Annotated in this window: 20 protein-coding genes; 6 read left to right on the top strand and 14 right to left on the bottom strand. The window is 75.3% G+C overall.

The window, feature by feature from the left end; genetic code table 11:
* Positions 1-215: 215 nt before the first annotated feature.
* The gene (locus tag ACFWIC_RS20035) at positions 216-443 is read right to left on the bottom strand and encodes a DUF397 domain-containing protein (protein WP_380363265.1); all 228 of its coding nucleotides are present in this window, start codon (positions 441-443) and stop codon (positions 216-218) included.
* Between the two features lie 263 nt (positions 444-706).
* Between ACFWIC_RS20035 and ACFWIC_RS20030 the strand changes: the two genes are divergently transcribed.
* Together ACFWIC_RS20030 and ACFWIC_RS20025 are read left to right on the top strand one after the other, a co-directional pair.
* A complete protein-coding gene (locus ACFWIC_RS20030; RefSeq protein WP_380519602.1) occupies positions 707-1,246 on the top strand; it encodes a PTS-dependent dihydroxyacetone kinase phosphotransferase subunit DhaM in 540 nt (179 codons plus the stop codon).
* A 256-nt stretch (positions 1,247-1,502) separates the two neighbouring features.
* Positions 1,503-2,432 carry an NAD-dependent epimerase/dehydratase family protein gene (locus ACFWIC_RS20025; RefSeq protein ID WP_380519601.1) on the top strand — a complete coding sequence of 310 codons (930 nt, stop codon included), beginning with the start codon at positions 1,503-1,505 and terminating at the stop codon, positions 2,430-2,432.
* A gap of 32 nt (positions 2,433-2,464) precedes the next feature.
* Here the strand turns inward: ACFWIC_RS20025 and ACFWIC_RS20020 are convergent, their stop codons facing one another.
* The 6 genes from ACFWIC_RS20020 to ACFWIC_RS19995 form a co-directional block, all read right to left on the bottom strand.
* Entirely contained in the window at positions 2,465-2,953 is a 489-nt protein-coding gene (locus tag ACFWIC_RS20020; RefSeq protein ID WP_329885240.1) for an NUDIX domain-containing protein, read from the bottom strand.
* A 30-nt stretch (positions 2,954-2,983) separates the two neighbouring features.
* Positions 2,984-3,616: a NeuD/PglB/VioB family sugar acetyltransferase gene (locus ACFWIC_RS20015; RefSeq protein ID WP_329949277.1), complete on the bottom strand. Its 633-nt coding sequence runs from the start codon at positions 3,614-3,616 to the stop codon at positions 2,984-2,986.
* A gap of 26 nt (positions 3,617-3,642) precedes the next feature.
* Positions 3,643-4,437, bottom strand: coding sequence for a sugar transferase (locus ACFWIC_RS20010; protein WP_380519600.1), 795 nt, complete (start codon positions 4,435-4,437; stop codon positions 3,643-3,645).
* A 41-nt stretch (positions 4,438-4,478) separates the two neighbouring features.
* Positions 4,479-5,663, bottom strand: coding sequence for a glycosyltransferase family 4 protein (locus ACFWIC_RS20005; protein WP_329949279.1), 1,185 nt, complete (start codon positions 5,661-5,663; stop codon positions 4,479-4,481).
* The gene (locus ACFWIC_RS20000; RefSeq protein ID WP_329885244.1) at positions 5,656-6,498 is read right to left on the bottom strand and encodes a polysaccharide deacetylase family protein; all 843 of its coding nucleotides are present in this window, start codon (positions 6,496-6,498) and stop codon (positions 5,656-5,658) included. The genes ACFWIC_RS20005 and ACFWIC_RS20000 overlap by 8 nt, the downstream gene beginning before the upstream one ends.
* Positions 6,499-6,730: 232 nt before the next feature.
* Positions 6,731-7,003: a hypothetical protein gene (locus ACFWIC_RS19995; protein WP_380519599.1), complete on the bottom strand. Its 273-nt coding sequence runs from the start codon at positions 7,001-7,003 to the stop codon at positions 6,731-6,733.
* A gap of 589 nt (positions 7,004-7,592) precedes the next feature.
* On the opposite strand from ACFWIC_RS19995, the gene ACFWIC_RS19990 reads away from it, so the two are divergent.
* A complete protein-coding gene (locus ACFWIC_RS19990; RefSeq protein WP_380362249.1) occupies positions 7,593-8,741 on the top strand; it encodes a polysaccharide deacetylase family protein in 1,149 nt (382 codons plus the stop codon).
* A gap of 327 nt (positions 8,742-9,068) precedes the next feature.
* On the opposite strand, the gene ACFWIC_RS19985 is transcribed toward ACFWIC_RS19990, so the two are convergent.
* Complete coding sequence (locus tag ACFWIC_RS19985) at positions 9,069-9,839, bottom strand: aspartate/glutamate racemase family protein (protein ID WP_355402980.1); 771 nt, start codon at positions 9,837-9,839, stop codon at positions 9,069-9,071.
* A gap of 66 nt (positions 9,840-9,905) precedes the next feature.
* On the opposite strand from ACFWIC_RS19985, the gene ACFWIC_RS19980 reads away from it, so the two are divergent.
* Both ACFWIC_RS19980 and ACFWIC_RS19975 read left to right on the top strand, forming a co-directional pair.
* Positions 9,906-11,036 carry a glycosyltransferase gene (locus tag ACFWIC_RS19980; protein ID WP_380519618.1) on the top strand — a complete coding sequence of 377 codons (1,131 nt, stop codon included), beginning with the start codon at positions 9,906-9,908 and terminating at the stop codon, positions 11,034-11,036.
* A 24-nt stretch (positions 11,037-11,060) separates the two neighbouring features.
* Positions 11,061-11,807: a class I SAM-dependent methyltransferase gene (locus ACFWIC_RS19975; protein ID WP_329885249.1), complete on the top strand. Its 747-nt coding sequence runs from the start codon at positions 11,061-11,063 to the stop codon at positions 11,805-11,807.
* Positions 11,808-11,971: 164 nt separating this feature from the next.
* On the opposite strand, the gene ACFWIC_RS19970 is transcribed toward ACFWIC_RS19975, so the two are convergent.
* From ACFWIC_RS19970 to ACFWIC_RS19945, 6 genes are all read right to left on the bottom strand, one after another.
* On the bottom strand, positions 11,972-12,847 hold the full coding sequence (locus ACFWIC_RS19970; RefSeq protein ID WP_329885250.1) for an alpha/beta hydrolase: 876 nt from the start codon (positions 12,845-12,847) through the stop codon (positions 11,972-11,974).
* A 138-nt stretch (positions 12,848-12,985) separates the two neighbouring features.
* Positions 12,986-14,185 carry a glycosyltransferase gene (locus ACFWIC_RS19965; RefSeq protein ID WP_329949283.1) on the bottom strand — a complete coding sequence of 400 codons (1,200 nt, stop codon included), beginning with the start codon at positions 14,183-14,185 and terminating at the stop codon, positions 12,986-12,988.
* 3 nt (positions 14,186-14,188) lie between these two features.
* Entirely contained in the window at positions 14,189-15,403 is a 1,215-nt protein-coding gene (locus tag ACFWIC_RS19960; protein WP_380519598.1) for an ABC transporter ATP-binding protein, read from the bottom strand.
* Positions 15,393-16,304, bottom strand: coding sequence for an ABC transporter permease (locus ACFWIC_RS19955; RefSeq protein WP_380519597.1), 912 nt, complete (start codon positions 16,302-16,304; stop codon positions 15,393-15,395). The genes ACFWIC_RS19960 and ACFWIC_RS19955 overlap by 11 nt, the downstream gene beginning before the upstream one ends.
* 216 nt (positions 16,305-16,520) lie before the next feature.
* Positions 16,521-17,204 (bottom strand): thiol:disulfide interchange protein DsbA/DsbL, encoded by a 684-nt coding sequence (locus ACFWIC_RS19950; protein WP_329949285.1) that lies wholly within the window; start codon positions 17,202-17,204, stop codon positions 16,521-16,523.
* A 103-nt stretch (positions 17,205-17,307) separates the two neighbouring features.
* Complete coding sequence (locus tag ACFWIC_RS19945; RefSeq protein ID WP_329949286.1) at positions 17,308-18,432, bottom strand: glycosyltransferase family 4 protein; 1,125 nt, start codon at positions 18,430-18,432, stop codon at positions 17,308-17,310.
* Positions 18,433-18,774: 342 nt separating this feature from the next.
* Between ACFWIC_RS19945 and ACFWIC_RS19940 the strand changes: the two genes are divergently transcribed.
* Positions 18,775-19,905 (top strand): glycosyltransferase family 4 protein, encoded by a 1,131-nt coding sequence (locus ACFWIC_RS19940; protein ID WP_380362260.1) that lies wholly within the window; start codon positions 18,775-18,777, stop codon positions 19,903-19,905.
* Positions 19,906-19,918: the final 13 nt, after the last annotated feature.

The following is a 19,918-nucleotide window of genomic DNA, read 5'->3' as shown; positions in this document are numbered from 1 at the left end:
ATACTCTGAGCTGCGTTTGTCTAACAGTCAACAGAAATTATGACGGCGCGCGCTCAAATGTGATCAGAAAGATGACCAGCAGAGACCTTGGTGCCGACCCGGGGGTCCGGGCCGGCACCGGACGCGCTCCGAACCTCCCCCGAAGGGGCCGGACACCCGGTCGCGGCGCCCGGTCCGACGGACCGGTCCGGCCGCCGGCCGGAACCGCCCGGACCTCAGGTGAGGTCGAACTCGCCGTCCCGCGCACCGAGCACGAAGGCCCGCCACTCGGCCGGTGTGAACACCAGGACCGGGCCGTCCTCCTGGCGGCCGTCCCGCATCCCGATGTAGCCGTCCACGAAGGCGATCTGGACGTCCCCGACACCCTGGCTGCTGCACAGCCAGGTGGCCCCCGCGAAGTCCACCTTCGGCTTCCCGTTCACGCCGAGCTCCACGGGCTCCACCGCATCCACCTCGGTCCCGCTGTTGGCTGCCACCACTGGTCTCTCCTCCCGACGGCCTGGACGGGCCCAGCCTAGTCACGGTCGCCGCCCCGGTCAGCGGGATGCCCGGGACTCCCCCGGCCGGGGCCGACAGCCTGTCAGCGGGCCCGCCACCGCCCCGGCTGTGCTAGGGCGTGTCCCGCACGGACGGGCGGCGGGCGAGCTGCCAGAGTGTGGAACGCCCCCACCGCCCCCGCCCCGCCACACTCCCCCAGGAGCAGCCGATGAGCCGCCGGGACGGCACCCGCGCCGATGTCATCCCCATCTCCGAGGCTCCCTCGGCCCACCCTCCGGCGCCCCGCACCCCGCCCGGCCGCACGCCGCTGCCCCGGCCGGCCCCGGGCCGCCCGCCCGCACACGGCCGGGTGGGCATCGTCCTGGTCTCGCACAGCCAGGAGCTGGCCGCCGCCGTCCGCGCCATGGCGCTCTCGCTCGCCGACTCCGACTCGCCCGCGCCGGTCGCCGCGACCGGCGGGGACCTCGTCGACGGTCCCGGCATCAGCGCGGTGCTGGTGGCCGCCGCCACCCGCCGGGTCGACCAGGGGCACGGCGTGGTGATCCTGGCCGACCTCGGGAGCGCGGTCGCGACCGTCCGCGCGCTGCTCTCCGACGCGGACGAGCACGGGCTGCCGTTCCCCGTCCGGTTCGCCGAGGCCCCGTTCGTGGAGGGCTCGGTGGCCGCGGTGGCCACCGCCACGGCCGGGGGCGACCTCGCGGCCGTGCTGGACGCGGCCGAGGAGGCCTACCGCCAGCACAAGGGCTGAGCGCCGCCCCGACCGGCCGGTCCCGAGCAGCCCCGGGCGGCCCCGAGCGGTGCGGCCCCGGGTGGATCCGCCGGCGGTTCCACCGGCGGATCCACCGGTTCAGGCGGTTCCCGGGCCCGGCCGGTTCCGGCCGTTCTCGGCGCTCCGCCGGTTCCGGCCGTTCTCGGGGTTCCACCCCACAGCCGGTGACCGCCCGGCTACCATCGGCGCAGAACCGGCCGAGCGGGCCCGGTGGTCGGAGGGGGGAACCTCAGCCATGCGCGTGGTCGTCACAGGCGGAGCCGGATTCATCGGGGCCAACCTGGTCCGGGCCCTGCTGGACCGGCCGGAGGTGAGCCAGGTGCGGGTCGTGGACGACCTCTCCACCGGTCACAAGGGCAACCTCGCCGGGACGGGGGCGGTCCTCTTCGAGGGCACCGTCCTGGACCGCGTGCTGCTGGACGAGGCCCTCGCCGGCGCCGACGCGGTGGTCCACCTCGCCGCGCTGCCGTCCGTCCCGCGCTCGGTGGCCGACCCGCTGGCCAGCCACCACGCCAACGCCACCGGCACCCTGGAGGTCCTGGAGGCCGCCCGCCGGGCCGGCGGGCCGTACGTGGCCGCCGCGTCGTCCTCCTCCGTCTACGGCGCCAACCGCGAGCTGCCCAAGCGGGAGACCATGCGGACCGCGCCGATGAGCCCGTACGCGGTCAGCAAGCTGGCCACCGAGGCGTACCTCGCGGCCTACCACCACTGCTACGGGCTGGGCGTGCTGCCGCTGCGGTTCTTCAACGTGTTCGGCCCGCTGCAGCCCGCCGGCCACGCCTACGCGGCCGTGGTGCCGGCCTTCCTGGACGCCGCACTGGCCGGACGCCCGCTGACCGTGCACGGGGACGGCGGGCAGAGCCGGGACTTCACCTACGTCGGCACGGTCGCCCAGGTGATCAGCGACGCGGTCGTCCGCCGGGTGGTGCACGCCGATCCGGTGAACCTCGCGTTCGGCACCCGCACCTCGCTGCTGGAGCTGGTCGGCGAGCTGGAGTCGGTGCTCGGCCACCCGGTCGAGGTCGCGCACACCGAGCCGCGGGCCGGTGACGTCCGGGACTCGCAGGCCGACAACGCACGGCTGCGCGAGCTCTTCCCGGACGTCCGCCCGGTGCCGCTGCGCGAGGGTCTGGAGCAGACGGCGGCCTGGTTCCGCACGCTGTAGCCGCCGCCCGCCGCTCGGGGTCCGCCGCCGCGTCAGACGCGCTCGGTGCCCTGCCAGGTGAAGACCGCCGCCGCGCGGTCCGCCAGGGAGTGGCGGATCCACCCGAGCTCCTTCTCCTCCATCGGAGGCAGCTCGTCCAGCCCGAACCAGCCGACCGCGAGCGTCTCGTCGTCGTTGATCCGCGCCTCGCCGTCCACCGGCCGGCAGTGGAAGACGAGTTCCAGGTACCGCGTCAGGTCGCCGTTGGGGTAGGTGACCTCGGGCGAGACGGTGACCGAGACCAACCGCTCGGGGACGGCGACCACGCCGCTCTCCTCCAGGCACTCGCGGACCGCGCCGTCGGCGGGCTGCTCCCCCGGGTCGAGGATGCCGCCGGGCGGCGTCCACCGCCCGTCGTCGGCACGCTGGACGAGCAGCACCCGGCCGTCGTCGTCCAGCACGACCGCGACGACGGCGCTGAGCCAGAGCATGCGGGTGCCGACCACGGCGCGCAGGTCGGCGAGGAACTCGGGAATGGCCATGCCCGGTAGCCTATCCGGGCCGTCCCGGCCTCAGGGCGCGGTTCTCCGCAGCGGGCGGGCCGGGGAGCCGACCACCACCTCGCCGGGGGGAACGTCCCTGGTCACCACGGCCGCCGCGCCGACGAAGGCGCCCGTGCCGACCCTGCGGCCCTGGAGCACCACGGCGTTCGAGCCCACGGTGACGGCGTCGGCGAGCAGCACCGACCCCGAGACGTTCCCGCCCGGATAGACCGTCACCCGCTCGCCGCACACGGTGTCGTGGCCGACGGTGGCGTTGTAGTGGACCTGGCTGTGCGCGCCGAGCCGGACGCTGCTGGAGACGTACGCGCCGCCCATCACCAGGCAGCCCGGCCCGAGTACCGTCTCGGGGGCGACCAGCGCCCGGGGGTGGACCAGGGTCACCGGCTCGCCGCCCAGCCCGTCGAGCAGGGCGGCGAGCCGCTGCCGGACGGCCGGGTCGGCGATGCCGACCAGGTAGGGCGCGCCGCGTCCCAGGTCGGCGGGCCGGCGGACGGGCAGTCCGCGGACGGTGGCGCCGTGCGAGCGGTCGTCGAGGAAGCCCGCGACCGGGACGCCGGCCGCGAGCGCGGTGTCCAGCGCCTCGCGGCCGACGCCCCCGGCGCCGGCGATCCAGAGCCCGGGCCGGGCGGTGCCGGAAGGCATGCGGGCCGTCCTGCCCGGTCGCGGCGTCAGGACGCCTCCTCGACGGCGGTGACGACGGGCCGGGCCAGTCGCTGGGCGACCGCCTGCCGGGGGCCGGTGGCCTGCCGGGGCAGGCCGATACCGGCGGGGAACGGCTGGTGCGCGGGCGGTGCGGGCACGGGGACCGGCGCGGACCCGGGCAGGGACGCGGGCGTGGGGACGGGGACGGGCGCGGACGCGGCGGGCGCGACGGCCTCGGCAGGCTCGGTGGGCGCCGGGAACCCCGGGTTGACCCCGCCGGCCGCGGTGATGCCGGCCGGGCGCAGCAGCACCTTGACGGTGAGCAGGAGGATCCGCACGTCGAGCCGGAGCGATCGGTGCTGCACGTACCAGAGGTCGAGTTCGATCCGCTGGGGCCAGGTGATCGAGTTGCGGCCCTGGACCTGCGCCCAGCCGGTGAGGCCGGGGCGGACGTCGAGCCGGCCGCGCTGGCGGCGGGAGTAGTGGACGACCTGCTCGGGCAGCGTGGGCCGGGGCCCGATCACGCCCATCTCGCCGCGTGCGACGTTCCACAGCTGCGGCAGCTCGTCCAGGCTGGTCCTGCGGAGCAGCTCGCCGAGCCCGGTGATCCGCGGCGCGTCCTCCTCCTCGGGGAACCGCCTGTCCCGCATGGTGCGGAACTTGAGGATCTGGAACTCCTCGCCGCGCAGCCCGGTCCTGGTCTGCCGGAAGAGCACCGGTCCGCCCGTGGTGCAGCGGATCAGCAGGGCGATCACCAGGCCGAGCGGGATCGCGACGATCCCGGCCAGGACGGTGACCGCGAGGTCCCCCCCTCGCTTCATGACGGTCCTTCCCCCTGATGCGGTGTGGTGGGCGGGCCGGCTCAGCCGACCGTCCAGGGCAGTCCCCTGGCGCGGGCGACGGCCGCGTAGGTCTCCAGCGAGACGGCTGCCACGGCGCGCTGGTCGAAGCGCTCCGTGGCGCGGCGCCGGACGGCGGCGCCGAGCCGGTCGCGCAGGCCGGGCTCGGTGAGGAGGCGGTCCAGCGCGTGGGTGAGGGCCGGGGCGTCCCCGGGCGGGGCGAGGAGCAGGTGCTCGTCGTGGGTGCCGATCTCGCGGCAGCCGCGGATGTCGCTGAGCACCATCGGCAGGCCGCCGGCGGCGGCCTCCATGGCGGAGCGGGAGAACCCCTCCCGGTAGGAGGGGAGCACGAAGACGTCCAGGGCGGCGTAGACCGCGGGCATGTCGCTGCGCGGGCCCGGGAAGTCGACCCCGGACTCGGCGCCGAGGGCGTCCGGCTTGTCCGGGTCGTCCGGTCCGATCCAGACGAACCGGGCCTTGCCGGCCAGCGCGCGGGCGGCCTCGGCGTACTCGCGGATGCCCTTCTCGGCGACCCGTCGGCCGACCCCGCCGACCAGCAACTCGTCCGGTCCGACGCCGAGTTCGGCACGCAGTCGGCCCCGGATGCGGGCGCGGTCACCCGGGTCGGTGGCGAACCGGGTGAGGTCGACGCCGTTGCCGACCACCCGCGAGCGGCGGGCCGGGACGGCGCGGGCCAGCGTACGGCGGTCCTCGCCGTTCTGGTACAGCTCGGCGTGCGAGAAACGGGCCGCGAAGGACTCGGCACCGAGCACGAAGGCCCGCTTGGCGAGCGGGTCGTGGGCCTGCGCCCAGAGCCCGTGGCAGGTGTTGACGACCACCGGGACGCGGGCGAGCCGGCCCAGCACGCGACCGAGCACACCGGTCTTCGGGTTGTGGGTGTGCAGCACGTCCGGGCGGATCCGGTCCAGCACGGCGAGCAGCTCGCGGGCGGCGGCGGCGTCGGCGCGCGGCTGCCAGGCCCGGGTGAGCGCGTGCAGCGGCTCGTGCCGCACCCCGATCGCCTCCAGGTCGGCGACGTACGGGCCGGGCGCGCTGATCCCGTAGGTCGCGAACCCGGCCTCCAGGTCGACCTTCAGCTCGGTGGCGAGCAGGAGGTGGAGGCTCATGTCGACGGTGGTGAGGTGCGCGACGCGCAGCGGGCGGCCACCGGGGCCGCGCAGGCGCGGGAAGGGCAGGCCCTCAGGCACGGGCGCCCACCGCCTTGGCGGTGGCGACGATCCGGGCGTAGGCGCGCTCGGGGATCAGCCGGCCGTAGAGCTTGGCGCGGAAGAAGTCGATGGGGTCGGTGCGGCGGACGGGCACCCGGCGCAGCCGGACCGGGTCGACGCCGGGTACGTTGCGGCCGACCTCGCCGGTCGCGGCGGTCCGGAACCGCGCCCGCAGGGCCGGTTCCATGGGAGGGACGGGCACGCCCCAGGTGTAGGCGTAGTGCCGGGGGCGGACGCCGAGGTGTTCCTCGACGTCGTCGTTGCAGGCGTCGAGCTCGCCGGTGGAGAGCAGTTCGGGGCGGGCGTGGCTGCGGGTGTGGTTGGCGACCGTGCAGAGTCCGGAGGCGGTCATCTCGCGCAACTGGTCCCAGCTGAGGGCGGGGGCGCCGGTGGTCCTCGCCGTCGAGCCCGCCCAGCGCATCTCGCCGCCGACGTGGCCGCTGGCCAGGTAGATCGTGAACGGGAGGCGGCGCTCGCGAAGCAGCGGCCAGGCGTTCTGGTACACGTCGGCGAAGCCGTCGTCGAAGGTGAGGACGGCGCCGGGGGTGCGGCGCCCGGCCTCGATCCGGTCGGTCGCCTCGTCCAGGGACACCACCCGGCCGGGCGGCAGCTCGGCGAGCAGGTCGGCCTGGGCCGTGAACTCCGCGGTGGTGACGTCCAGCTCGTCCGGGCTGCCTCCGCCGACGCGGTGGTAGATCAGGACGGTGGCCCCCTCGCCGGGGCTCGCTCCGACCAGGCGTGCCAGCTGGCGCTTCACCTGGATCCGGATCCCCCCGGTGGCCGGGGCCGTTCCGGGCACGGCGGTGCCGCTCATCGTTCCCCCCTCTGCGACACCCTCCCCGGCGTCGGCAAATGGCCTCGCACCCGGGCCGGTCGGCGGCCCGGACGAGAATCACAGTAGGGGGAACTGTGGGGCTGGTGCCCTGGAATTGTGAAAGAAGCGAGAAGGAGCTGACAGATGGGCCGAAACCGGCCGATCTGACCGGTTGGGCTCGATCGGGCGTTCACCCTGCGATCGGGTTTGTCCGGGCCCGTTCCCGGGAAGATCAGATGGTCGCGCGGCGACGGTGGCGGAAGAGCGCGAACCCGATCCGGCCGAGCAGCAGGACGCCGGCCGCGAGGCAGCCCGCCACCGCCATCGCCCACGCCGGACCGTCACTGTCCGGAACCGCGACGGCCACCACGATGCCCAGCGCGAGACAGGCCAGGCCGACCAGGGCCAGCGGCACCTGGTGGGTGACCAGCGCGCCTCCGTGCCAGAACCGGTCCATCCGGGTCGCGCCGTGCGGGTGGACGTGATCACGTTCCGCGTCTGCCATGAGCCCAAGGTACCCCGGTGCGGCGGCGGAGGCAGCACGCAGGACGTCATTTCCCGGACACGCTGCGCGACGATCACGCGCGCCGGCCGGCCGGCTCCCCCCACCCGGCAGCGGCTCCCCATTCCGGCTGTCCCCGGTCGGTTCCCCCACACTCCGGTGCACCGTCCGGGGCACGCCCCGAGCGTGCATTCCGGCCTCGTTCCCGCCGGGTTTCCGATCGCCGAAAAAACCTGGACTGTCCGGTACAACCATCAACGCGCCGTACCTGTCTCCATTACATTGAGCGATCCAGGAGCCGTCCGCGGTGCGGGTTGGGAGTCCCCGCCGTGGACCGGAGATACCCAGGGGGCGGAGCCGCCGTGCCCTGGAGTCGGAGGCCGGGCTCCGTCCTCCGGCGGTACCGCCACGCCGCATCGGCGACCGAGGGGGAACCGTGCCGCAGTCCCAGTCCACGACATCGACCTCCAGTTCCATGGCCCGGACCGCGGCCACGGTCAGGGCCCGCCCGGGCCTGCGACCGCTGCCGCCGGCCGGCACCCCGGCCACCGGGCGGACATCCGTGGGGCGGAAACCCACAGGCCCCGTAGCCGTGCCGACGCCCGTGGCCGTTCCGGTCGCCGGGCCCGCCGCCACCTCGCCGACCGACGGGCAGCCGGTCGCCGGGCAGGCACGCGCGGGCCAGGCGCTCGCGGGTGAGGCGTTCACCGGCCAACCGCTCGGCGGGCAGTCGCTCACCGGCCCGGCCGCGGGCCGGAGCCTGCGGCCCGTGCCACGGCCCGCACCCCTCCCGGTGCCGCGCCCGGCCCGGGGCGCCGACGCCGCTTGTCCGGCGGACGCACGCGGGGCGTGGCTCCGCTTCGCGCCCGTCCAGCCGCTGTTCCGGGCCCGGGCCGCGCAGCGGCTCGCCGTGCTGGCCTACCACGGCGTGACCGACCCCCGTTCCTTCGGCGACCAGCTGGACCGGCTGCGAAGACTCGCCACACCCGTCTCGCTGGCCGCCGTGCAGCAGGCCGTCGCCGAACGGCGTCCGCTGCCCGCCCGCAGCGTGCTGGTGACCTTCGACGACGCCGACCGCAGCGTCCTCACCCACGCGCTGCCCGCCCTCCACGAGCGCGGCATCCCGGCCGCCGCCTTCGTGATCTCCGAACTGATCGGGACGGAGAAGCCGTTCTGGTGGCACGAGGCCGACTTCCTCGCCCGGCACGGCGGGCGCGCCCGGTCACTCGACTGCGGACACCCCTCCCAGTTGCTCCGCCGGCTCAAGGCGATGCCGGACCCGGACCGCCGGCGCAGCCTCCAGGAACTGCGGGTCAGCGCCGACCGCCGACCGCCCGGCCAGGACCAGCTCACGCCCGCCGACCTGCTCGCGCTCCGCGAGGGCGGCGTCGCGATCGGCAACCACACCCAGGGGCACCCGTGCCTCGGGCGCTGCGACGACGCCACCGTCCGGGCCGAGATCACCGGCGCCCACGAGGCCCTCACCCGCTGGCTCGGCGAGCCGCCGACCGCATTCGCCTACCCGGACGGCGGCCACGACCCGCGCGCCGAAACCGTCCTGCAGGAACTCGGCTACCGGCTCGGTTTCCTCTCCGACCACCGTCTCGGCCCCCGCCTCCCCAACCACCCGCTCCAGATCAGCCGCCTCCAGGTGGACTCCACGACGAGTACGCGCAGGTTCGACACGATCCTGTCCGGCCTCGAACCGGCCTACCGCCGCTGGCGCGGCCAGGCCGCCTGACGCCCGTCCGTTCGCCCTCACCCGCCCTCACCCGCCCTCGCGCACCCTCACCCGCCCTCGCGCACCCTCCCGCACAGGAAGTCGGCCCGTCCGACTTCCTGTGCCCGCCGGGAACCACGCGGCTGGAGCAGAGCTCGCCGCCCACCCCACCGCGGTCCACGCCCACGCCGGCCCACACCCGTAGGCCCACGCCCGGCGACTGCGGCCGGACGGCCCGTCCGAGCAGCACGGGAGCCCCGGACGCCCCGAACGCTCCAGGAGTCACGTGCGCACACCGGCGCGCAGGAAGTCGGCCCGTCCGACGTCCTGCGCACGGGCGCGGCGGGGTCAGACGGTCAGGGAACCGAGCAGGAGGGCCCTGGGGTAGCCGAGGGCGGCGGCGGGGAGCACGGCGGGGGCTCCCGCGTGGAGGACGGTGAGGGTGCCCGCGCCCTGACGGGTCGGGTCGGCGACGCGGCGCAGGGCCTGGGCGGCGACGGGCTCGGCCGAGCCGTGCAGGGTGAGCCCCGGAGCGGCCGTCGGGGCGACGGCGTCCCGGATCCGGTCGGCGACCAGCTCGTAGTGGGTGCAGCCGAGGACGACCGCGGCCGTGCCGGCGGGGGTGCGCTCGGCCGCGGCGGCGATCGCGGAGGTGATCGCCGCGTCGTCACCGTGCTCGATCGCGTCGGCCAGGCCCGGGCAGGCGACCTCGGTGACGGCCGCCGCCCCGGCGAAGTCGCGGATCAGGTTCCGCTGGTAGGCACTGCCGGTGGTGGCGGGGGTCGCCCAGATGGCGACCGGGCCGCCGAGGGCGGCGGCCGGCTTGATCGCCGGGACGGTACCGACGACCGGGAGGCCGGGTTCGAGTTCGGCGCGGAGCGCGGCGAGCGCGTGGACCGAGGCGGTGTTGCAGGCGACGACCAGCACGTCCGGCCGGTGCGCCGCGGCCGCCCGCGCGCAGCCGAGGGCGAGCGCGGTCACCTCCTCGGGCGTACGCGGGCCCCAGGGCATCGAGGCGGGGTCGGAGGAGAGCACCAGGTCGGCGTCCGGACGCAGCGTCCGTAGCGCGGCGGCGGCGGCCAGCAGGCCGATTCCCGAGTCCATCAGTGCGATCTTCACGGGTCAAGACTTTAGTCGATGCCCCCCGCCGGGCCCCTGGTGCGGCAGACTGCGCGGGTGACCGTCCTGCTGTGGATCGCTGCGCTCTCCCTGCTGGTCTGGCTCTGGCTGGCGGGCTGCCACGGGTTCTTCTGGCGTACCGACGTGCGGCTTCCGCCGCGCCGTCCGCCCGCGCGCTGGCCGCAGGTCGCGGTGGTGGTGCCGGCCCGGGACGAGGCCGAGGTGCTGCCGGTGAGCCTGCCGAGCCTGCTGGCGCAGAAGTATCCGGGGCGGGCCCGGGTGATCCTGGTGGACGACCACAGCACGGACGGCACCGGCCGGCTCGCGGCCGGGCTGGCCGCGCCGGAGGGGCTGGAGCTGACGGTGACCACGCCTCCCCCGCTGCCGCCGGGGTGGACGGGCAAGCTGTGGGCGCTGCGGCACGGCGTCGACCTGGCCGGGCCGGACGCCGAGTACCTGCTGCTGACCGACGCGGACATCGCGCACGGCCCGGAGTCGCTGGCCGAGCTCGTGGCCGCCGCCGAGAGCAACCGGCTGGACCTCGTCTCGCAGATGGCCCGGTTGCGGGTGGAGACGGGGTGGGAGCGGCTGATCGTGCCGGCGTTCGTGTACTTCTTCGCCCAGCTCTACCCGTTCCGGTGGAGCAACCGGCCCGGCTCCCGGACGGCCGCGGCTGCGGGCGGCTGCTCGCTGGTGCGGCGGGAGGCGCTGGAGCGGGCGGGCGGGGTGGCGGCGATCCGGGGAGCGGTGATCGACGACGTGTCGCTGGCGCGGGCGGTGAAGGCGTCCGGCGGACGGACCTGGCTGGGCCTGGCCGAGCAGGTGGACAGCGTGCGGCCCTACCCGCGGCTGGCGCAGCTGTGGCGGATGGTGTCGCGCAGCGCGTACGCCCAGCTGCGGCACTCGCCGCTGCTGCTGCTCGGCACGGTGCTCGGTCTGGCGCTCGTGTACCTGGTGCCGCCCCTCGCCTGCGTGGCCGGTCTCGTGACCGGCGCGTGGCCGGTGGCGGCGGTCGGCGGGGCGGCGTGGGCGCTGATGACGGGGACCTTCCTGCCGATGCTCCGGTACTACCGGCAGCCGGCGCCGGCTGCCCTGCTGCTGCCGTTCACGGCGGCGCTCTACCTGCTGATGACGGTGGACTCGGCGGTGCAGCACTGGCGGGGCAGGGGGGCCGCCTGGAAAGGCCGGACGTACTGAGCGCGGCTGCGGCAGACTGGCCGGATGGACCGTCGGACGATCTCCCGCCTCGCGCACGCCCACCACCCGATCGCCGCACCGGTCGCCGACGAGTCGGTGGCCCGGCTGCTGGCGCGGGCGACGGCGCGCACCGAGCACGGCCGGGCCCTCGACCTGGGGTGCGGCGAGGGCGGCTGGCTGATCCGTACGCTGACCGCGCGGACCGGCTGGGAGGCGGTCGGGGTGGATCTGGACGCGGCGGCGCTGACCCGCGCCCGGCAGACGGCGGAGGCGCTCGGCGTGCAGCGGCGGCTCGGCCTGCACCACCTGGACGCCCGGGAGTTCACCGATCCCGCGGGGTTCGACCTGGTGCTGAACGTCGGTGCCACGCATGCGTTCGGCGGGCTGCTGCCGACGCTGGACGCCGCCCGGGAACACCTGGCGCCGGGCGGCCGGGTGCTGGTCGGCGAGGGGTTCTGGGAGCGTGAGCCGGACCGGCCCGCGCTGGACGGGCTGGGTGCGGACCGGGACGACTACGCGGACCTGGGGACCACCGTCGACCGGGTGACGGCGGACGGCTGGACACCGGTGTTCGGGTACGTGAGCAGCCGCCAGGAGTGGGACGACTACGAGTTCTCCTGGACGGGCGCGCTGGCCGAGTGGGCGCTGGACCATGCGGACCATCCGGACGCGGAGGCCGCCCGGGCCGCGGCCGACCTGCACCGCGCCGAGTGGCTGCACGGCTACCGGGGGACGCTCGGCTTCGTGACGCTGCTGCTGCGCCGGGGCTGAGCGGTCCCCGCGGACGCCCGGGCGGGCTGCCACGGGTCCGGGTCCGGGGTGCGGCGGCAGGGGTGGTGCGGCGGCAGGGGTCGTGCGGCGGGCGGGGTGGTGCGGCCGGATCCAGGTGGCCGGCTCCCGACGCGCGGCTCCCGGGCCGCCCGCACCCCCTCCGGCTACTTCTGGGTACGGGCGAGGAAGTCGTCGATCAGCGGGGCGATCTCCGGAAGCTTCTCCTCCAGCGCGAAGTGCCCGGTGTCCAGGACGTGCAGTTCGGCGTCGGGCAGGTCGCGCAGGTAGGCGCGGGCGCCGGGCTCGGTGAAGAACAGGTCGTTGCGGCCCCAGACGATCAGCGTGGGCGGGCGGTGCGTGCGCAGCCACTCCTGCCAGACGGGGTAGAGCGCGACGTTGGAGTGGTAGTCGAGGGCGAGTTCGACCTGGATGTCCTTGCGGCCGGGCAGGTCGAGGGCGTGCTGGTCGAGCGTCCAGCCGTCGGGGGCGACCAGCTCCGGGTCACCGGTGCCGCCCTCGTACTGGGCGCGGGTGATCTCCAGGGTGAGAATGGCGCGGGCGCGTTCGGCGGCCCCTTCGACGCCGGGCCGGTTGGCGATGAACTCCCGCGCCTGGTCGGAGAGTCCCTCTTCGTAGGCGTTGCCGTTCTGGACGACCAGGCCGGTGACCCACTCGGGGTGCCGGGTGGCGAGCCGGAGGCCGACCGGGGCGCCGAAGTCGAAGACGTAGAGCGCGAACCGGTCGAGGCCGAGGGTCCGGCAGAAGCCCTCGACCACGTCGGCCAGGGTGTCGAAGCGGTAGTCGAACGCGCCGGGGGCGGGGCTTTCGCTGTGACCGAAGCCCGGGTAGTCGGGGGCGATCAGCCGGTAGCGGGTGCCGAGCGCGTCGAACAGCCGGCGGAACTGGTGCGAGGCGGACGGGAAGCCGTGCAGCAGCAGGAGGACGGGGGCGTCGGCCGGTCCGGTCTCCCGGTAGAAGACGCGCAGACCGTCGACGTCGACGTGGCGGTGGTGGATGTGCGGGATCGTCAGCTCGCTCATGCTAACCATTAAACACCGCTGAACCAGTTAGGTAAATGCCTGCCCGCACTCCGGACGGCTACCCCCGCCCCACCTCCACCTCCGCTACCGCCCCCGTCACCGCCGTCCCGCCGCCGCCCCGCCGCACCGTTCCCCCCGTCACCGGCGCAGCAGCCTGAGCCCGGCCGGCTTGGCGAACTCGAACCGGGCCATCTGCTCAAGGTCCTTCAGCCAGCCGACCGCACCGCCGGGGCGCGCCAGCACCCGCCCGTAGAGCTCCTCGAAGGCGGTGGTGACGCTCTCCAGCGAGAACCGGCCGACCACCCACTCCCGCCCCCAGTCGCCGAGTTCGGCCCGGCGGACCGGGTCGTCGAGCAACCCGCGCAGCTGCCCGGCCAGCGCGGCGGGCTCCCGCGAGCCGTCACCGAAGCCGTACATGCAGCGGGAGGCGTGCGGTTCGACCAGCGGCCCCGGCTCGTGCACGGCGGTGTAGCCCGCCGCGCCGTGCACCACCACCGGCTTGCCGAAGGCCAGGCCGCGCAGCGCCGAACCGCCCATCCCGAGGACGACGTCCCCGGCCTGGTAGGCCGGCCGGGGATCGGCCAACTGGCCCGGGACCAGGACGGCTTCACGGCCGAGCGCCTCGTTGGCCTCGGCCGCGCGGGCGCGCAGCCGCTCCAGGCTCGGCCCGGCCCCCACCACGGCCAGCCGGACCCGGGGGTCGTCCAGCAGCCGGACGGCGTCGACGGTGAGTTCGGCGCCGGCGTCCTTCTCCAGCGCGGGCACCAGGCGGGTGACGACGACCAGCAGCAACTCGTCCTGCCGGATGCCGTGTTCACGCCGGAAGGCGGCGCCGTCCGCCGCACCGGGCGCATCGGTCACGGTGTCGACCGGCGGCTCGATCAGGCTGACGTCCCGGTGGCCGAAGGCCCGGCCGTCGCCCATCAGCGCGCCCAGGCCGAGCACCAGCGGCTGGTGCCGGGGCAGGCCCCGCAGCATCCGGATGCCGTAGAAGGTGGTGACCACCGGCAGCCGGCCGTAACGGCCGGGCCCGAAGTACGCGTTGCGGGCCGCCCGGACCTCCCAGGCGTGCAGCAGCTGGCTGCCGTGCTCGGCGGCGAGCCGGCCGAGCCGTCGGCGGACCTCGGCGTGCGGGGTGTCGGGCCCGCCGGCGACGACCACGTCCAGGCCGTGCCCGGCGGCGATGTCGACCAGCGGCGCCGGGCCGGCCACTCCCTGGGCGAAGAGCACCGGCTCGTGGCCCCGTTCACGCAGGGTGCGGGCGATGTCGACCGCGTTGAGCTGGGCACCGCCCAGGGCCAGGTTGTTGAGGTGGACGAGCACCCGGACCGGTCGCACGCGTCACTCCTCCCAGCGGTGCGGGACGAACACCGGCGCGGCCAGGACCACGGCGCGCGGGGGCGAGTCCAGCATCGGCCCGAAGACGTCGAACTGGCCGACCGAGTGCCAGCTCATCAGCGTCCCGCCGTCGGTCCTGCCGATGCTGTAGACGCCGGCCCAGAGCGTGTACCGGCCGCGCGGCAGCGGCAGCCGGGGTATCACGCAGGAGACCGGGTGGTCGCCGCCGGTGAGCCGGATCTCGTGGCTGATCTGGAAGATCGGGCTGGAGGTGCCCTCGCTGACGCCCAGGTGCAGGGTCGCGTCGCCGCGGTAGTCGCCGCCCAGCGTGAGCTCGACGGTCATCGGCTCGTCGGTGGTGAGGCTCTCGCGGCCCTCGCCGCGCACCCCGTGCTCGAGCAGTCGGAGCGGCTCCCCGGTCCGGCCGCCGGCCTCGGACTGCGCCTCGATCGAGTCGCGGTAGCCCGCCATCGCCTCCTTGATCCCGGCGTCCACCCGGATCGAGCCCTGCTCCAGCCAGATGCCGCGCCGGCAGATCGACTCCACCGCCGGCAGGTCGTGCGAGACGAAGACGATGGTGGTGCCCTGCTCGGCGACCTCGCGCATGCGGTCCAGGCAGCGCTGCTGGAACACCGCGTCACCGACCGCCAGCACCTCGTCCACCAGCAGGACATGGGGTTCCAGGTAGGCGGCGACGGCGAAGCCGAGGCGCATCTGCATGCCGGAGGAGTAGAACTTCACCTGCCGGTCGATGGCGCCCCCGAGCCGGGCGAACTCGACGATGTCGTCGAACCGGGTGGCCACCTCCCGCCGCCGCAGGCCGAGCAGCGCGCCGAACAGGTAGATGTTCTCCCGACCCGTCAGGTCGGGGTGGATGCCGGCCCGGATCTCGATCAGGGCGCCGATCCGCCCGCGCACGTCGATCACCCCGCCGTACGGGTACATCACCCGGGTCAGCATCTTGAGCAGGGTGGACTTGCCCGAGCCGTTGGAACCGATCAGCCCGACCGAGTCGCCCGGCTCGATGTGCATCGAGATGTCGCGCAGCGCCCAGCGCCAGTCCTCGCCCTTCTCCCCGCGCAGCCGGCGGGCCATGGAGTCGACCTTGTCCCGCAGCAGCATCCGCTGCTGGTCCGCCTTGAAGCGCTTCCACACCTGGGCGGTGCGGATGGTGCCCGGCGGGAGGTCACGGGCGGCGGCGGTCGGGCTAGGCGACATCGGCGATCCCCGTCTCCAGCTTCTTGAACAGCAGGTAGCCGCCGACCAGGAACACCACCGAGGAGACCGAGGCGATCGAGGTCAGCGTGGCGTCCGGCGCCCGACCGTACAGCAGGGCGTTGCGGTAGCCCTCGATCACGGCACCGAGCGGGTTGAGGCCGACGTAGATCTCCTGGAGTCGCTCCGGGATCTGCGCCAGCGGGTAGGCGACCGGGGTGGCGAACACTCCCATCTGCGTGATGATCGGCAGCAGGTGCCGGACGTCGCGCAGGTAGACCACGGCCACCGAGAGGACCAGCGCCACGCCGTAGGTGAAGGCGAACTGGACGAGCAGCAGCGGCAGGACCCAGAAGAGGGTGGCCGCGGGCGCGGTCCAGAACACCAGGAAGAGCAGCCCCAGGACGGCGGTGCCGATCAGCATGTCGACGCCGGCCACCAGCATGGTGGCGAGCGGGAAGACCTCGCGCGGGCAGTACACCTTGTTCAGCAGGCTGAGGTTGTTGGCCAGGCTCAGCGCGCCCTGGTTCATCGTGTTGCTGAAGAACTGCCAGACGATCAGGCCGACGTAGGCGAACAGCGGGTACGCGGCGCCCTCGGTGTCGACGTCGACGGCCCGGCGGAAGACCAGCGTGAAGATGGCGCAGAGCGCGAGCGGGGTGAGCACCGCCCAGGCGAAGCCGAGCACCGCCTGCTTGTAGCGGGCCCGCAGGTCGCGTTCGGCCAGCGCGCGGACCAGCTCACGGGCCCCCCACAGCTCGCGGGCCACCCGGGCCGGGCGGAGCCGGCGCTTGAAGACCAGTTCGGGCGGCGGCCCCTCGGCGGCCTGCGGGTGCGCCTCGGTGTCCGCGGCCCGGCCGGCCGGCCCGTCGACGAGCTGTGTGCGTTGTCCCCCCACGGACATCTGCCCTCTCCGGTACCGGCGGTATCGAGAAGTGGGCTCGTCAGGGCGGTGCTTGACACCGCTCCGGTGCGGCCCGGCCCCCACTGTGGCACAGAGTGTGGTCGACGGGGGTCGGTTCGGTGAACGTGATCGGATCGCGGCCCGGGGGGCGGCCGAAAAGGGCGGGTCGGCCGAAATCGGCCGACCCGCCCGGGGGTTCGGGAGGCAACGCCGGGGTCAGAACCGGATCGTGCGGGGGTGGCGCTGCTGGTCCTGCGCGACGAGGTGGTCGAGGATGCCCGGCATCGCCTCGACGCCGCCGGCGTTGGTCGGGGAGGTCCGGTACTCGCCCTGCACCACGACGGTGGGCAGCTCGTTGATGCCGTACCGGACGAACAGCGCGACGGCCTCGTCCACGGCCCGCTGGACGTCCTCCGAGCGGTACACCTCGCGGAACCGCTGCGCGTCGACGCCCTGGCGCGCGGCCCAGTCGGTGGTGAGGTCCTCGGTGGTGAGGTCCTGCTCGTCGGAGTGGATCGCGCGGAACGCGGAGGACTGCAGCCGCTCGACCAGGCCGAGCCGCTCCAGCGTGTAGTACAGGCGCGCGTGACCGCGCTGCGCACCCTCCTCACGACTGCCCTGCCAGATGGCCGGCACCCGGCGCAGGTCGACGTCGGACCGGTGCTTCTCGACCCAGGCCTGGAGAGGCTGTTCGAGCTGCTGGGAGTGACCGCAGTCGTACCAGAAGAACTCGACCGCCTCGGTGCGGGCGCTCTCGCGCACCGGCTGCGGCTGGTCGAGACGGACGAACTGGGCGCCCTCGCGGGGCGGCTGGTGGGAGACGGCGCCGGCCTGCACGGGGCACGCGGCGATCCCGGTGGCGACGGCGAGCAGCAGAGTGGTTCTCAGGATCGACTTCACACGGGGCAGTGTGACGGTGACGGAACGTCATCGGCCAGTCGCCCCGGTGCGTCGGGCCGGGATTCGCCCGATCGGCGCACCCGGCCCGGCGTACCGGGACGCGTCAGCCGCGTCCTTCGTGTCCGCACACGTCGGTGAAGAGCTCCTGCCAGGCGTCCGCGACCACGTCCAGCTCGCAGTGGGCCAGCGCGTGGACGCGGGCGGCGGCGCCGAGCCCGGCGCGGTCGCCCGCCAGCACCTTGGCCAGCGCCTCGGCCAGGGCGACCGGGTCGCCCGGGGCGACCAGCGAGCCGGTGGCACCGTCCCGGACGACCGAGCGGACCCAGCCGACGTCGGTGGCGACGGCGGGCAGCCCGGCCAGCGCGGCCTCGATCAGCACCCCGGGCACGCCCTCGCTGTCGCTCGACAGCAGGACGGCGTCGGCGGCCCGGTAGAGCGGAGCCGGATCCGGGAGGGTCCCCAGGAAGTGGGCCCGGGCGGCGGCCGGGTGCCGTTCCAGGGCGGCGCGCTGCGGGCCGTCCCCGGCCACGGCGAGGCGGACGTCGGGGAGCCGGTCGAGGGCGTCGAGGGCGACGTCCAGCCGCTTCTCCCGGGAGATCGCGCCGAGCCAGGCGACCAGCAGGCCGTCCGGCGGCAGGCCGAGGGACTGCCGGGCCGCGCGCCGGTCGGCCTCGCCGTCGGCGGGCGGGTAGCGGTCGGCCGCCCGGGCGTTGGGGATGGTGCGCACGCTCGCGGCGGACAGCCCGAACCGTTCCACCAGCACCTCCCGGGCCTCGTCGGCGAGCGCGGTGACGGCCGCGGCCCGGTGCAGCAGGGCGCCGGTGCGCAGCCGGCGCACCGGACCGGCCGTCCAGTGCCGGGGGTCGCCGATGGAGACGTAGACGAAGGGGGTGCGGGTACCGGCCAGGGCGAGGGCGCAGGCGGGGAGGGTGGAGGAGCCGTGTGCGACGACGAGGTCCGCGGTGCGGGCGGCGGCGCGCAGGGCGGTGAGGGTGCGGGGGTGCAGCCGGCCGGGGCCGAGCACGGCGGTGGCCCGCGTGTCGGCGGCGTCGGGGTGGGCGTCGGGGTGCGGGGCGAGGGCGCGCAGCGCGGAGGCCTGGCCACGGCGGCGGAGTTCGCGGTGGAGGTCGCGGGCGAGGTTCTGCGCACCGCGGCGGCGAGGGTCGGTGATGAGGTGCAGGATGCGGGGGCGGGTTCCGGCCGTCCTGACCGGTGTCGCTTCGGGCATGGGAAAGACCTTGGCACAGGGCCCCGCGCGGGACGACCCCTTCGCGCAACCCGGCGGTGGTCCGCTGTTCGGCGCGGATACTCCCGGCGGGCGCCGGTCGGGCGCCGTGGTGCGCCCGGTGGGGGATCCGCGCGCCCCGCCCGGCGCCTTCGGCCGCCCCCTGCCGGTGGCGCCGCCCTCTCCCCCGGGTGGCCGCGGCCGACCGCGGGCGGCCGTCCTGACCGAATCGCTGGCGGGTACCGGTCGCGACCTGCGATGCTGAGCGGCAGTCAGGGCGTCGTCCCGGCACGGGAGACCGGGCGCGCCCAGGAGGGCGGGGGTTGGCCTGTGCATGTGCTCTATGTGATCGACAGCGTGAGCCGGGTCGGTGGGGCCGAGCAGGGCCTGGTGGCAATGGCACCCCAGTTGGTGCGGGCCGGGGTCCGCCTCGACATCGCGTACCTCAAGGACTCGACCGGCGGCTTCCAGCCGGAGCTGACCGCGGCCGGGGCCGACGTCTTCGGGGTCGGGCGGCCCTCCCGGAGCCAGACCGTCGCCGCGCTGCACCGGCTGGTCCGCGAGCGCCGCCCCGATCTGCTGCACACCACCCTGTACGAGTCGGACGTGCTCGGCCGGGCCGCCGCGCTGACCGCCCGCACGCCGGTGGTGACCAGCCTGGTCAACGCGGCGTACGGGCCCGAGCACCGCAACGCGCGCGGGCTGAGCCCGTGGAAGGTGCGGGCCGCCCAGGCGGTGGACGCGGCGACCGCGCAGGGCACCCGGCGGTTCCACGCGCTGACCCGGTACGTGGCCGGGGCGATGGCGCGCCGGCTGCGGGTGCCGTCGCAGCGGATCGACGTGGTGCCGCGCGGGCGCGACCCGGAGCGGCTGGGCATCGTGACGCCGGACCGGCGGGCCGCGGTGCGTTCGTCGCTGGAGCTGCCGCAGGACGTGCCGGTGGTGCTGGCCGCGGCCCGCCAGCAGTACCAGAAGGGTCTGGACGTGCTGCTGGAGGCGTGGCCCGCGGTGCTGCGCTCGGAGCCGGAGGCGGTGCTGCTGCTGGCCGGCAGCGAGGGCGGCGAGACGGACCGGCTGCTGGCACTGGCCGGGGCGACGCGCGGCGTGCGGTTCCTGGGGCCGCGGGACGACGTGTTCGACCTGATGGCGGCGGCCGACGCGTTGGCGGTGCCGTCGCGCTGGGAGGGCCTGGGCAGCGCGGCGATGGAGGCGATGGGTGTCGGGGTGCCGCTGGTCGCCTCCGACGTCCCGGCGCTGCGCGAGACCGTCGGCTCGGAGGACTACGCGCGGTTGGTGGCGCCGGAGCGGCCCGCCGCGCTGGCGGAGGCGCTGATCGACACGCTGGAGGACCGGGCCGCGGCGCGGGTGCGGGCGAAGGCTGCGCGGGCGCGGTTCCTGACCTCGTTCACGCTGCAGCAGGTGTCGGCCCAGATGGTCGGGTTCTACGAGCGCTCGCTGCGGCTGCGCACGGTCTGAAGGCGGTCCGGCC

This window comes from Kitasatospora sp. NPDC127035, assembly GCF_042726075.1.
Taxonomy (GTDB): Bacteria; Actinomycetota; Actinomycetes; order Streptomycetales; family Streptomycetaceae; genus Kitasatospora.
This window is presented reverse-complemented; position numbering and strand designations above follow the sequence as displayed.